The organism is Janthinobacterium sp. TB1-E2, assembly GCF_036885605.1.
Lineage (GTDB): Bacteria > Pseudomonadota > Gammaproteobacteria > Burkholderiales > Burkholderiaceae_D > Janthinobacterium > Janthinobacterium aestuarii.
On sequence record NZ_CP142523.1, the window covers coordinates 242,778 to 254,911 of the forward strand.

The 12,134-nt window shown below is 63.5% G+C and carries 13 protein-coding genes; 7 read left to right on the forward strand and 6 right to left on the reverse strand.

Annotation, left to right across the window (positions count from 1 at the left end):
- Nucleotides 1-16: 16 nt before the first annotated feature.
- The 3 genes from OPV09_RS01010 (at nucleotide 17) to OPV09_RS01020 (ending at nucleotide 1,913) form a co-directional block, all read left to right on the forward strand.
- Entirely contained in the window at nucleotides 17-538 is a 522-nt protein-coding gene (locus OPV09_RS01010; protein WP_034752467.1) for a peroxiredoxin family protein, read from the forward strand.
- Between the two features lie 92 nt (nucleotides 539-630).
- Nucleotides 631-1,221 carry a sigma-70 family RNA polymerase sigma factor gene (locus tag OPV09_RS01015; RefSeq protein WP_034752469.1) on the forward strand — a complete coding sequence of 197 codons (591 nt, stop codon included), beginning with the start codon at nucleotides 631-633 and terminating at the stop codon, nucleotides 1,219-1,221.
- Nucleotides 1,218-1,913: an anti-sigma factor gene (locus tag OPV09_RS01020; RefSeq protein ID WP_338680196.1), complete on the forward strand. Its 696-nt coding sequence runs from the start codon at nucleotides 1,218-1,220 to the stop codon at nucleotides 1,911-1,913. The genes OPV09_RS01015 and OPV09_RS01020 overlap by 4 nt, the downstream gene beginning before the upstream one ends.
- Nucleotides 1,914-1,980: 67 nt before the next feature.
- Here the strand turns inward: OPV09_RS01020 and OPV09_RS01025 are convergent, their stop codons facing one another.
- Both OPV09_RS01025 and OPV09_RS01030 read right to left on the reverse strand, forming a co-directional pair.
- Entirely contained in the window at nucleotides 1,981-2,403 is a 423-nt protein-coding gene (locus tag OPV09_RS01025; RefSeq protein ID WP_331778127.1) for a PaaI family thioesterase, read from the reverse strand.
- Nucleotides 2,404-2,487: 84 nt separating this feature from the next.
- Nucleotides 2,488-3,645 (reverse strand): PepSY-associated TM helix domain-containing protein, encoded by a 1,158-nt coding sequence (locus tag OPV09_RS01030; protein WP_338680197.1) that lies wholly within the window; start codon nucleotides 3,643-3,645, stop codon nucleotides 2,488-2,490.
- Between the two features lie 221 nt (nucleotides 3,646-3,866).
- Here OPV09_RS01030 and OPV09_RS01035 point away from each other — a divergent pair, with 221 nt between their 5' ends.
- The 4 genes from OPV09_RS01035 (at nucleotide 3,867) to OPV09_RS01050 (ending at nucleotide 7,880) form a co-directional block, all read left to right on the forward strand.
- The gene (locus tag OPV09_RS01035) at nucleotides 3,867-4,412 is read left to right on the forward strand and encodes a YbhB/YbcL family Raf kinase inhibitor-like protein (RefSeq protein WP_338680198.1); all 546 of its coding nucleotides are present in this window, start codon (nucleotides 3,867-3,869) and stop codon (nucleotides 4,410-4,412) included.
- The gene (locus OPV09_RS01040; protein ID WP_338680199.1) at nucleotides 4,402-5,223 is read left to right on the forward strand and encodes a helix-turn-helix transcriptional regulator; all 822 of its coding nucleotides are present in this window, start codon (nucleotides 4,402-4,404) and stop codon (nucleotides 5,221-5,223) included. Before OPV09_RS01035 ends, OPV09_RS01040 begins: the two co-directional genes overlap by 11 nt.
- Before the next feature lie 66 nt (nucleotides 5,224-5,289).
- The gene (locus tag OPV09_RS01045; protein WP_338680200.1) at nucleotides 5,290-5,634 is read left to right on the forward strand and encodes a hypothetical protein; all 345 of its coding nucleotides are present in this window, start codon (nucleotides 5,290-5,292) and stop codon (nucleotides 5,632-5,634) included.
- Nucleotides 5,635-5,723: 89 nt separating this feature from the next.
- Nucleotides 5,724-7,880: a TonB-dependent receptor gene (locus tag OPV09_RS01050; RefSeq protein ID WP_338680201.1), complete on the forward strand. Its 2,157-nt coding sequence runs from the start codon at nucleotides 5,724-5,726 to the stop codon at nucleotides 7,878-7,880.
- Nucleotides 7,881-7,941: 61 nt separating this feature from the next.
- Here OPV09_RS01050 and OPV09_RS01055 read toward each other — a convergent pair whose 3' ends face one another.
- From OPV09_RS01055 to OPV09_RS01070, 4 genes are all read right to left on the reverse strand, one after another.
- Nucleotides 7,942-8,610 (reverse strand): uracil-DNA glycosylase, encoded by a 669-nt coding sequence (locus tag OPV09_RS01055; RefSeq protein WP_338680202.1) that lies wholly within the window; start codon nucleotides 8,608-8,610, stop codon nucleotides 7,942-7,944.
- Between the two features lie 143 nt (nucleotides 8,611-8,753).
- Nucleotides 8,754-9,761: a lipoyl synthase gene (gene lipA, locus OPV09_RS01060; RefSeq protein ID WP_034752483.1), complete on the reverse strand. Its 1,008-nt coding sequence runs from the start codon at nucleotides 9,759-9,761 to the stop codon at nucleotides 8,754-8,756.
- Nucleotides 9,762-9,800: 39 nt separating this feature from the next.
- Complete coding sequence (lipB, locus tag OPV09_RS01065; protein WP_219328647.1) at nucleotides 9,801-10,505, reverse strand: lipoyl(octanoyl) transferase LipB; 705 nt, start codon at nucleotides 10,503-10,505, stop codon at nucleotides 9,801-9,803.
- A gap of 75 nt (nucleotides 10,506-10,580) precedes the next feature.
- Nucleotides 10,581-12,053 (reverse strand): PLP-dependent aminotransferase family protein, encoded by a 1,473-nt coding sequence (locus OPV09_RS01070; protein WP_338680203.1) that lies wholly within the window; start codon nucleotides 12,051-12,053, stop codon nucleotides 10,581-10,583.
- Between the last annotated feature and the right edge of the window lie 81 nt (nucleotides 12,054-12,134).

Consider the following 12,134-nt stretch of genomic DNA (forward strand, 5'->3'; position numbering starts at 1 on the left):
TTTTCAAGTAAAAACCATGTCAACTTCGCCATCCGCAAGCAAGTCCTGGGTCAAGCCAGCCCTGATCGCCGTCTTCGTGGCGGGCGTGGCCGCCGCCGCTTATCTGTCGCTCAATGACAAGCAAAGCGCACCGGACGTGACCTTCCACGGCATCCATGGCGAAAAAATCACGTCGGCCAGCCTGCGCGGAAAGGTCGTGATGGTCAATTTCTGGGCCACCTCGTGCACCACCTGCGTGGCGGAAATGCCGGACATGGTCGACACCTACAACAAGTACAAGGGGCAAGGGCTGGAATTCGTGGCCGTGGCCATGAAATACGATCCGGCCAACTACGTGCTGAACTTCGCCGAAACGCGCCAGCTGCCGTTCAAGGTGGCGCTCGACGTGACGGGCGAGGCGGCCAAGGCCTATGGCGACGTGGCCCTCACGCCCACCACCTTCGTGCTCGACAAGCAGGGCAAGATCCTCAAGCGCTACGTGGGCAAGCCGGAATTCGCGGAACTGCACAAGTTGCTGGAAACGGCTATCGCCGGTTAAGGCTCGGCACCGCACAAAACCTTGTTGCCAAGTGTTATCAACCTGTTATAACCTTCCTAGGCGTGATCCCACTCACCTTGTGAAGGCCAGCCGTGCCCCTAGCCGCTCAATCGCTCGACCCGCAGCAACTGAAAACCTGGCTGCTCGCCACCGGCAACAAGGACGCCACCGCGTTCCGCCAGCTATATAACTCCACCTCATCGAAACTGTTTGGCTTCGCGCTGCGTATATTGCATAAGCAAGAGCTCGCAGAAGAAGCCTTGCAAGAGGGTTTCGTCGCCATCTGGAACAACGCCGCCACGTATCAAAGCCATCTGGCGGCGCCGATGACCTGGATGGCCACCATCGTGCGCAACAAGGCGTTCGATGTGCTGCGGCGCAGCGACGATACCGTGGAAATCGATGCCGAACAGTTTGATAGCGAAGTCATGAATGCACTCCGAGACCCCCAGGCCACGCCGATCGAATCACTGCAGCTAAGCGGTGACGCCAAGGCGCTGGCGTTTTGCATGTCCGCCCTGGAAGGGCTGCACCGGCAGGTGGTCGCCCTGGCGTTCTATCACGACCTGTCGCACAGCGAAGTGGCGCAGCAGATGTCGCTGCCGATCGGCACCGTGAAGACCTGGATACGCCGCAGCCTGGAACGCCTGCGCACGTGTCTGGCGAAACGGGAGGCATCATGAATATCCGCGGCAATGACGTGCTGCGTCAGAAACTGGCGTCCGAATACGTGCTCGGCACCTTGAAAGGCGGCGCGCGGCGGCGTTTCGAAGGCTGGCTGCACAATGACGCCGACTTGCGCAATATCACCGCCGAATGGCGCCAGCGCCTGGAACCGATGGCCGAATTTGCCACGCCCGTGGCGCCGCCCAAGCGCGTGTGGCAGCAGATCGAGCAGCGCCTGCACCTGAAGCCGCAGGGCGGCTGGTCCTTGTTCCGCGATTCCCTGTCGTTCTGGCGTTCGCTGGGCATGGCCTCGAGCGCCATCGCCGCGCTGCTGGTGATCGTCGTGGCCACGCGCATGATGGACGCGCCGCAGATCAGCTATGTGGCCAGCCTGATGGACGAGAAAGCGCAAACGGCCCTGTTGCTGACGGCCGACAGCCGCCACGGCGCGCTCGAGGTGCGCATGGTGGGCAACGCACCCGTGCCGAGCGACAAGGATCTGGAACTGTGGGCTGTGCCGAAGAGCGGCAACCCGCGCTCCCTGGGCTTATTGGCCGACAAGGGCAACGTGAAACTGGCCTTGTCTGAGCGCGCCATCGGCAACGACGTGGCCTTGCTGGCCGTCACGCTGGAGCCGAAAGGCGGTTCGCCGAATCCGGACGGACCGACGGGGCCGATTTTGTATAAAGGTAACTGGGTGAAAATCTAACCCGAAGGCAAAAATCCGGGGTCAGACCCGCCGGGTCTGACCCCAGCAGTTGATTTAGGGTGTCGGTTTATTTGGGATATAGAATCATCTGCGTGCAGCGGAACAAGGCAATCGTTTTGCCCGTTTCCTTGCTTTTCACCACGGCATCCCACACTTGCGTGTTGCGGCCCTTGTGTTCGACCTTGGCCGTGCAGGTGAGCGTGCCTTCGCGGGCCGTGCCCAGGTGGTTCGATTTCAATTCGATGGTCGTGAAATTAGTCGCCCCTTCGGGCAGGTTGACGATGCAGCCGTAGCCGGAAGCCGTGTCGGCCAGGGTCACCACGCTGCCCGCGTGCAGGTAGCCGTTCGGCGCCAGCAGATGCGGCAGCACGGGCAATTCCGCCGTCAGCTGGCCGTCGCCCACTTCCGTGATGACGATGCCCAGGTGGCCGGGCAGGCGGCCCGTGCCGCGTTCATTCAACATTGCTACGGTGATCTCGGGATTGCTCATGCTGGTCCTTGTGCGGGTGAGTCCGGGATACGCCGGAACATACTATGATGATAGCAACTTTCCCGGCCACGGTCTGGCGACCGCTTATTTCCGGCCGCGCCGCCGTTTCCACCATACCAATGTCCCCGTCAGCAGGAACAGCAGCGGCATCAGGCCGAAAGCGGTAATAAAACCGCGCCCGGCCACGCCAAAGGCCTGGCCCGAGTGCAGGGGGAATTGCCAGCCCAGGAAAACGTCTCCGGCCGGCGCCCGCAAGGGATCGCGTATGCGCAGGGGCAAGCCGCTGCGCGCGTCCACAGTGATGCGCGTGGCACCGTCGCCCTCGGCGATTTCGCCAGGCTGGCGCACGCGCACGTCATACGGCTGGTCCTTTTTCGCCGGCAGCACGATGCGCGACACGCGCGCCTGCGGATACAGCTGTTGCGCGGCGGCCATGGCCTGGCCCGCATCGAGCAGGTCGCCATCCTGCCGCAGATTTTTCAGTTTGGCCTTGTCCGGCGCCGTCGAGACGAGCTCCACCAGCGGCACGACCAATTGCGGCAAATTGAAATAAATGCCGGAAAAGGCCAGTACGGCCAGCACGGGTGCGGCAAAAAAGCCGGCCGCCTTGTGAAACGTGTAGTTGAAGCGGGGCCAGGAACCGCCATGCGACACCGTCAGCGCGCGCTTGATCGCCGTCCACTGCAGGCGCGGCCACCACAGATAGATGCCGCTCAAGGCCATCAGCAGCAACATCACGCCCGAGATACCCGTAATGGTTTTACCCACTTCGCCCGACAATAAATAACGGTGCAGATGAAACATGCCCGACATCAGCAGCGGGCGCGTGAGGCCGAAACGCCCCCAGTCGCGCTCGCCTTTGACTTGCAAGGTGTAGGGGTCGACCATCACCTGGCGCACGATGGCCTGGCTGAAAGGCGACGGTTTGCCGGCTTGCCGGTACGAGGCCACGTACACGTCGCGCGCATCGGCGGGCGGATTGAGCTGGGCCGGCTTGCCGTAAGCGGGGTCGGCCGCGAGCCCATCGACCACCGCTTGCACCGTGCGCGGCGTCACCTGGAACACCTGGCCGGGCGCGGGCGTGCTCGCCTGCAACAGGGTCGGATTCAGGTATGCGTCGAGCTCCGGCATCCAGGCGATGGCGGAACCCGTCAAGCCCAGCAAAACGAACAGGGCGCCGAACCACAGGCCCGCATACAGGTGCAGCTTGGCGAACAACCACTTGATCGGGCGTTTGGACATGGGGAGGCGACTCGGGGAAATTTGGGCTGCAGAACGATAGCATGAAAGCTCCGCAGTGAAAATCATGCGCAGGCAGGAAACGGCAAGCGCAACAACACGCTCATGGGAACATTGAAATCAGGTGGAAACGAGCGTTTTGGCACCATCATCGAGCGCATCGGCATCGCAAGTCAATGTTGCACGGCATACACTTTCCCCTATACTTCATCGAAAGGAAAACCATGACCACCTCCCGCCTGCTTGCCATCACGCTGGGTCTCGCTTTGCACCTGGACGCCCACGCCGCCGACTTTACCGTCACCAGCACCGACATCGCGCCGGGCCAGACCCTGGCGCCGGCGCAAGTATTCCAGGGCTTCGGCTGCACGGGCGGCAACCTGTCGCCGCAATTGTCGTGGCACGGCGCGCCGGCTGGCACCAAAAGCTACGCCGTCACCCTGTACGACCCGGACGCGCCCACGGGCAGCGGCTGGTGGCACTGGAGCGTGTTCAATGTGCCTGCCAGCACCACGTCCTTGCCAGGCGGCGCCACGGCCAGCACTCTGCCGGCGGGCGCCATGCAAGGACGCAACGATTACGGCGACAGCGCCTACGGCGGCGCCTGCCCGCCACCGGGCGACAAGGCGCACCGTTACCAGATCACCGTGTGGGCATTGAGCGTGGACAAGTTGCCGCTGGACCAGCACGCCAGCGGCGCCATGCTCGGCTACATGCTCAACGCCAACGCACTGGGCAAGGCGCAGCTGACGGGACTGTATGGCCGATGAGATCGACGCGGTGGCCCTGAGCGAACTGCGCATCGCCCACGGCACCATCGAGGCGCGCCGCGCGCAAACCCTGCGCCGCGTGCCCGTCTTCCAGAGCGCCCTGTGCCGCGTGCGGCAGGGAACGAAGCTGCTGGAATGGGGCGCTCGCCAGGCCCGCGCCGGCACGCACGACGTGGTGTTGATGCCGGCAGGACAGGAATTGGGCGTGGCCAACCTGCCCGGCGCGCAAGGCTACCGGGCCGAAGTGCTGAGTTTTTCACCGGCCCTGATCGCCCGTTTCCGCGCGCGCCATGGCGGCCTCGTCGATACCCAGCTGCGCCAGGCGGCCACGGCCAGCCTGTGCGTGCCGCTCGATGCCCACGCGGCGCAGGCCTGGGACCAGCTGATGGCCAGCCTGGCAGGTAGCGCACCGCCCGCGCTGCTGGCGCACCACGCGGAAGGCTTGCTGCTGGCCCTGGCCTTGGGCGGCCATTGCGGCCCGCTGTTGCTGGACCGCCGCGATCCGCTGGCTGCGCGCGTGCAGCAAGTGCTGCTGCTGGACCCGGGCGCCGACTGGAGCGTGGCCAAAGTCGCCAGCCATCTGCACTTGGGCGCGTCCACCCTGCGCCGCCAACTGGCCCTGGAGCAGCGCCACTTCCGCGCCATCCTGGAAGACGTGCGGCTGGGACTGGCCTTGCAGGAATTGCAATCTGGCATCTTACCCATCGGCGACATCGCGGCCGCCTGCGGCTACGCCTCGCCATCGCGCTTCGCGGCCCGTTTCCGCCAGCACTACGGCCTGTCGCCGCGCGCACTGCGCGCCACCCTGTAGCTCCCTCTAGCGCAAATCACGCAACAAGCGCTGACAACGGGGCGATTTTCTTGCTACTATGCGCCCATGTCTTCCCGCCAGCCCACCCGCAAGCTTGCTCATCACGGTGCCGCCGCCCTCTCGCGCACACCGTGGCGGCTGTGCGTGGCGCTGTTCAGTGCGCTGGCCCTCGTGTTCCTGCTGTCGACGGCCGCCTCGCACCTGCACAAGACCACCTTTGATGCGGAAGAGTGCGCGCTGTGCGCCACGGCCATCGACAAGGTGGCCGACATTGCCGTGCCGCCGGCCATCGCCGAGCCGCCCACCCAGTTATTGCCGTACCGCTTGCTGGCCATCGCGCCCGCCACCCTGGCGCCCGTCGCCGCCCTGATCCTGCCGCCTGTGCGCGGCCCGCCTGCCGCCTCACTGTAGTTCCCACGCTGTTTTCCTTTTTCAGACTGCCCCTAGTCGCGCGTTCATGCGCGCCGGGCCGCCTGGCGTTGACTATTTTGAGGTTCATCATGCAACACACTCCCCGTCTGAGCGCGCTGTCGCTCGCCCTTGCCAGCCTGTTTACCGTTTCCGCCCACGCCGCCGAGCCTGCCGAGGCCAATACCGATGCTGCCCCGCAAGACATGCAAAAGGTCGAAGTCACCTCTGCCCACCTGAAAAGCGCGCGCATCGAGCTGTCGCCGAAAGTCGGCACCACCATCTACAGCATCGACAGCCATATGGTCGACATGCTGGGCCAGGGCGACAACACGCCATTCAATGAAGTGCTGCTGCGCCTGCCGGGCGTGTCGCAGGATTCGAAAGGTTCCGGCGCCCTGCACGTGCGCGACGACCATGCCAACGTGCAATACCGCATCAATGGCGTGCAACTGCCGGAAAGCATCACCGGCTTTGGCCAGTCGATCGACACGCGCTTGATCGACAAGACGGATTTCATGACGGGCGCCTTGCCGGCCCAGTTCGGCCTGCGCACGGCGGGCATTGTCGATATTGAAACGAAAGAGGGCGGCATGACACCGGGCGGGCGCATCGGCATCATGGTCGGCAGCCACGACCACGTGGAGCCGAGTGCTGAATTTTTCGGCAGCGTCGGCAAGTTCAATTACTACCTGTCCGGCAGCTACCTCGGTAACTCCCTGGGCGTGGAAAACCCGCAAGACACGCGCAGCGCCCTGCACGACAAGACGCGCCAGAACAAATCGTTCGGCAGCCTGTCATATTTCCTCGATGACAATACGCGCCTGGGCGCCATGTTCGGCACGTATAACGGCCGCTTCCAGATCCCGAACAACCCGAACCAGGCGCCGGCCTTCTCGCTCGATGGCCACAGCGATGTGCAGGCGGGCACAGCCACGTTACCGTCGTCGCAACTCAATGAAAACCAGCGCGAGGTGAACCGCTTCCTCGTGCTGTCGCTGCAAAAAAGCCTGGGCGACGTCAATTACCAGGTCTCGGCTTTCCACCAGTATTCGGAACTGCACTTCACGCCCGATGCCATTGGCGACCTGATCTACAACGGCGTGGCCTCGGACTCGCGCCGCGCGAACAGCGCCTCCGGTGCCCAGTTCGACATCAGCTACAAATTGCACCAGGACCATACCGTGCGCGCGGGCCTGGCCTACACGCGCCAGAAGACGACGAGCGACAACACGGTGGCCGTCTTCCCCGCGATGGACGGCGCGCAGACCTCCACCACGCCCATCACGGTGCTGGACAACAGCGGCAAGACGGGCACCCTGGCCAGTTTCTACCTGCAGGATGAATGGCATATCAGCAAGCCTTTGACCCTGAACTATGGCGCCCGTTTCGACAAGGTGTCGGCCTACACGAGCGAGCAGCAATGGAGCCCGCGCGTCAACTTGGCCTACCAGATCGCGCCGGGCACGGCCCTGCACGCCGGCTACTCGCGCTACTTCACGCCGCCGCCGCAGGAACTGGCGGCGCAAGGCAGCATCGACCTGTATGCGAACACGACAAATGCGCCGGAAATCGGCCAGTCGGACAACGTCAAGGCCGAGCGCACGCATTACTACGACGTGGGCATCAGCCACCAGGTCAATTCAAAACTGACCGTGACGGCCGATGTGTACTATAAAAAGATCAGCAACCTGCTCGACGAAGGCCAGTTCGGCCAGGCATTGATTTTGACGCCATTCAACTATGCGGATGGCTACGCCAAGGGCCTGGAGTTATCGGCCATCTACAGCGAGAAAAACTGGGGCCTGTTCCTCAACGCCAGCACGCAAAAGGCGCAGGGGCGCAACATCAATTCGGGCCAGGCCCTGTTTGGCGCCGATGAGTTGAACTACATCAGCCAACACTATGTCTACCTCGATCATGACCAGAAATACACCTTGTCGGGTGGTGGACACTATCACTTTGGCGATTCGCAAGTAAGCGCTGACTTCCTCTACGGTAGCGGCCTGCGCATGACCCCGGACGGTGGCGCGCCGAATTCCGGCCATTTGCCAAGTTACTTCACCGTCAACACGGCGCTCACGCATACGTGGAAAAACACGCCGGTCGGCAAGGTGGAAGGACGTTTGGCCCTGATCAACCTGTTCGACAAATCGTATCTGCTGCGCGACGGTTCCGGCGTGGGCGTGGGAGCGCCGCAGTACGGCGCCCGCCGCAGTTTCTACGCAGGCCTGTCGACAAGCTTCTAAGAGTTACGCGCGAAGACAGCGGCAGGGAGCAACGCCTGCCGCTGTCGGTTGCCGTACTATTTCATGACTTATCCCAGATGATGGGCGCCTGGCCATGCGCCTGCAAATAGGCGTTGGCCTGGCTGAACGGCTTGCTTCCAAAGAAACCTTTACTGGCCGACAATGGCGAGGGATGCGGCGCCGCCAGCACCAGGTGCTTGCCGGGGTCGATCAAGGTGCGCTTGGCTTGCGCATAGCCGCCCCACAGGATGAACACGAGATTATTGCGCTCGGCGGACAGGTGGCGGATGGCGCTGTCCGTCAATTTCTCCCACCCCTTGCCCGCGTGCGAACCGGCCACCCCGGCGCGCACCGTCAGCACGCTGTTGAGCAGGAACACGCCTTGCTCGGCCCAGTCGGACAAATCCGTGCGCGTGCGCGCCACGCCCACGTCGCTGTGCAATTCCTTGAAGATATTTTGCAAGCTAGGCTGCGGCGGCGTGCCATCGGGAATCGAGAAGCACAGCCCCATGGCCGCACCGGGCGTGTGATACGGATCTTGCCCCAGGATCACGACCTTGACTTGCTTGAACGGCGTCAGGTCGAACGCGCGGAAGATCGTTTTACCCGGCGGAAAACACGGCCCCGCCGCATACTCTTGCTTCACGAAGGCGGCCAGGCGTTCCCAGTAGGGCTGGGCAAACTCGCCCTCCAGCCGCGCCTTCCACGATGCGTCGATGCGTACGTCCATGCGTCACCTCATAGCTTATCTGTCAACCATGCTTTTTCAGCATGCCAGTATAGGACGCTCAGCCGCATGAGGTGGGCACGATACGAACAGGCAAAAAAAAACCGCCCGGCTAAAGCGGACGGTTTTTGATACAACTCAAGTGCTTAGAAATTCAGCGCCGATTCCACGCCGGCGCTGTGCGCCTGTTCATCCGCGTGGTACGAGCTGCGCACCATGGCGCCGACGGCGGCGTGGGTGAAGCCCATCTTGTACGCTTCTTCCTCGAACATCTTGAAGACGTCCGGGTGCACGTAGCGGCGCACGGGCAAGTGGCTGTTCGATGGCGCCAGGTACTGGCCGATGGTCAGCATGTCGATGTCGTGCTCGCGCATGTCGCGCATGACTTGCAGGATTTCCTCGTCCGTCTCGCCCAGGCCCACCATGATGCCGGACTTGGTTTTCACGTCCGGATACATGGCCTTGAAGTCTTTCAGCAGCTTCAGCGAGTGCATGTAATCGGAACCGGGACGCGCTTCCTTGTACAGGCGCGGCGCCGTTTCCAGGTTGTGGTTCATGACGTCAGGCAAGCCATCCTTGAACAACAGCAACGCTTTTTCCAGGCGGCCGCGGAAGTCCGGCACCAGCACTTCGATGCGGGTATTCGGCGACAGGGCGCGCGTTTGCTGGATGCACTCGACGAAATGGCCGGCGCCGCCGTCGCGCAAGTCATCGCGGTCGACGGAGGTGATGACGACGTAGTTCAAACGCAGCTTGGCGATGGTTTTCGACAGGTTGGCCGGCTCTTCCTTGTCCAGCGGATCAGGACGGCCGTGGCCGACGTCGCAGAACGGGCAGCGGCGCGTGCACTTGTCGCCCATGATCATGAAGGTGGCCGTGCCCTTGCCGAAGCACTCGCCGATGTTCGGGCAGCTGGCTTCCTCGCACACCGTGACGAGTTTGTTTTCGCGCAGGATGTCCTTGATTTCATAGAAACGGGTCGATGCCGACGCGGCCTTGACGCGGATCCAGTCCGGCTTTTTCAGGCGCTCGACTTGCTCGATCGGAATGATCTTGATCGGGATGCGCGACGTCTTGCTGGCGCCTTTTTGCTTTTCGCTCGGGTTGTAGGCGGGAGCGGCGGGGGCGGTGCTGGAAATGGTCTCAGAAGTCATGGCTGCAAGCCCTTGAGGGGCAAAGTTTGGTTTGTTTGCTCAGGCATCCGCTGCCTGAGGCGCGCCTGCGGCGCTGTTTGCTTCGCTTACATCGAGTAATACGGTCAATTCATGGGCCAGGGCCCGCTGCACTTCGGCCAGCGGCGCCACCACGCCCATGCTGCGCATGTCCACCGTCTTCAGTCCGGAATAGCCACAAGGGTTAATCCAGGAAAACGGCGCCAGGTCCATCGCCACGTTGAGCGATACGCCATGGTAGGTGCAGCCGTTGCCGCGCACTTTCAAGCCCAGCGCGGCGATCTTCGCACCCTTGTCTGGTCCGCCGGCAATATAAATGCCAGGCGCGCCATCGATGCGCTCGCCAGCGAGATTATACGCCGCCAGCACGTTGATGATGGCTTGCTCGATTTTATGCACGAACTGGCGCGCATACAGCTTGCCGCCCGGCTTGTTGCGGCGCAAGTCCATCAGCAGGTAAATCACCACCTGGCCGGGACCGTGGAACGTCACTTCGCCGCCCCGGTCCGTCTGCACCACGGGAATCGCATCTGCGCCAGCCAGCAGATGGCCGCGGTCGGCCGCCAGGCCCAACGTAAACACGGGCGGATGCTCGACGATCCACAGTTCGTCGCGCGTCTCCGTCGTGCGCGCGTCGGTAAAGGCGCGCATGGCGGCAAAGGTGGGCTCGTAATCGACGCGGCCCAGTTCGCGGATCAGCGCCGTTTCGGTGCGGGTGGTGGTCATGACAGATTCTGTAATCAGCTGCCGGCGCCCTGCGGACGCTGCGGCGAAGCCGTGATTATAAGCCAGGCGGCCGTTTCATTCCGGGGCGGACTCTGGCAACAGCAGCAATCTGCCCAATTTTTGTGCAGCGTGGCGTACCTGGGCCAGGCTCAAGGCCGTATAACCGAGCAGCACGGCCGGCGCCAATTTTGCGCTGTGGCAAAAGTCGCCGAGCGGCTGCAGCGCCAGCCCTTCTTGCGCGGCGCGCGCGCAAAACACCCGTTCATCGCTGTCTTGCGGCAGCCACAGCACGCAATGGAAACCCGCCTGCTGTCCCGTGATCGTGTAGCGGCCGGGCGCGGTCTGCTCGAGACAGACCAGCAACAGGTCGCGCCGCTCCTTGTAGGCCAGCCGCGCCTGGCGCAAATGGCGCACGAAGGCGCCTTCCTCCATCCAGGCGGCCAGCGCCAGCTGTTCCGTCACGCCCACGGAGCGGCCCGTCAACTGCACGATGCGCAGCAACTGCGGGCGCAAAGCGGGCGGCAGCACCATGAATCCCACGCGCAGGCCGGCAAACAGAGTCTTGTTGAAACTGCCACAATAAATCACGCGCTGGTACTGGTCCAGCGCCTTCAGGGCCGCCAGCGGCGCGCTGTGGTAATTGAATTCGCTGTCGTAATCGTCTTCCACCACCCAGGCGCCATTGTCGTTCGCCCATTCCAGCAAGGCCAGGCGGCGCGTGACGGACATGGTCACGCCCAGCGGCGACTGGTGCGCCGGCGTCACGTAGGCGAGGCAGGCATCCGCGTGCGCGGCCAGGGCGGCGCAATCGATGCCTTCGGCGTCGACGGCAATGTCCACGGGCACGGCGCCGGCCAGGGCGAACAGGGCGCGCGCGGCCGGGTAGCCCGGATCTTCCAGGCAGACTTTATCGCCGTTGCGCACGATGCCGCGCGCCAGCAAGTCGATCGCGTGGCGGATGCCGGTCGTGACGACGATGTCCTGCGGGTCGCAGCGGATGCCGCGGTATTTGGCGAGGAAGTCGGCGATCTGCTGGCGCAGCTGGGGCAGGCCGGCAGGGTCGGCGCTGCACAGCTGCTCCGGCGTGACGGCGGCCAGTGCCCGCGTGGCGCACTTGGACCAGGCGGCCATGGGAAACAGGCTGGCGTCGGCGCGCCGCGCAACAAACGGCAAGCCGTCGCGCACGCCCGTGTCCGATGCGGGCGCGGGCGCCACAGCCGGTGCCGCCAGGGTGGCCTCGCCAAATCCTGCCATCAAAAAACGTTCCGGCACGACGGCGCACACGCGCGTGCCGGAGCCGGGCACGCGCGTCACATACGCTTCCGCGTGCAGGCGGTCGAACACGGTTTCGATGGTGCCGCGCGACAACTCCCACCGTTCGGCCAGGGTGCGGCTGGACGGCAAACGGCTGCCGGCCGGCAGCATCTTCGTCAGGATGGCCGAGCGCAGCGCTTCATACGCGCCATCCTGCTTGTTGACGCCTTCCTTGTCGAGCCAGCTGGTCGGGCGAGGCAAGTCCAGGGCGTGCGGTGATTTTCCTCGCGGCATGATAATCGTCCAAGTGGTCCAATGAGTTTTCTGATGAGTGGCACTTCGCATTACACCACAACCATCCTACTCTCACCGTTC

What these genes read in the sequence shown, in the direction of transcription:
- OPV09_RS01045 (WP_338680200.1), top strand. Translation starts at nt 5,290, where the DNA reads ATGTCTTCCCGCCAGCCCACCCGCAAGCTTGCTCATCACGGTGCCGCC.
- lipA (WP_034752483.1), bottom strand. Translation starts at nt 9,761, where the DNA reads ATGACTTCTGAGACCATTTCCAGCACCGCCCCCGCCGCTCCCGCCTAC.
- OPV09_RS01055 (WP_338680202.1), bottom strand. Translation starts at nt 8,610, where the DNA reads ATGGACGTACGCATCGACGCATCGTGGAAGGCGCGGCTGGAGGGCGAG.
- OPV09_RS01070 (WP_338680203.1), bottom strand. Translation starts at nt 12,053, where the DNA reads ATGCCGCGAGGAAAATCACCGCACGCCCTGGACTTGCCTCGCCCGACC.
- OPV09_RS01030 (WP_338680197.1), bottom strand. Translation starts at nt 3,645, where the DNA reads ATGTCCAAACGCCCGATCAAGTGGTTGTTCGCCAAGCTGCACCTGTAT.
- OPV09_RS01035 (WP_338680198.1), top strand. Translation starts at nt 3,867, where the DNA reads ATGACCACCTCCCGCCTGCTTGCCATCACGCTGGGTCTCGCTTTGCAC.
- OPV09_RS01010 (WP_034752467.1), top strand. Translation starts at nt 17, where the DNA reads ATGTCAACTTCGCCATCCGCAAGCAAGTCCTGGGTCAAGCCAGCCCTG.
- lipB (WP_219328647.1), bottom strand. Translation starts at nt 10,505, where the DNA reads ATGACCACCACCCGCACCGAAACGGCGCTGATCCGCGAACTGGGCCGC.
- OPV09_RS01040 (WP_338680199.1), top strand. Translation starts at nt 4,402, where the DNA reads ATGGCCGATGAGATCGACGCGGTGGCCCTGAGCGAACTGCGCATCGCC.
- OPV09_RS01050 (WP_338680201.1), top strand. Translation starts at nt 5,724, where the DNA reads ATGCAACACACTCCCCGTCTGAGCGCGCTGTCGCTCGCCCTTGCCAGC.
- OPV09_RS01020 (WP_338680196.1), top strand. Translation starts at nt 1,218, where the DNA reads ATGAATATCCGCGGCAATGACGTGCTGCGTCAGAAACTGGCGTCCGAA.
- OPV09_RS01025 (WP_331778127.1), bottom strand. Translation starts at nt 2,403, where the DNA reads ATGAGCAATCCCGAGATCACCGTAGCAATGTTGAATGAACGCGGCACG.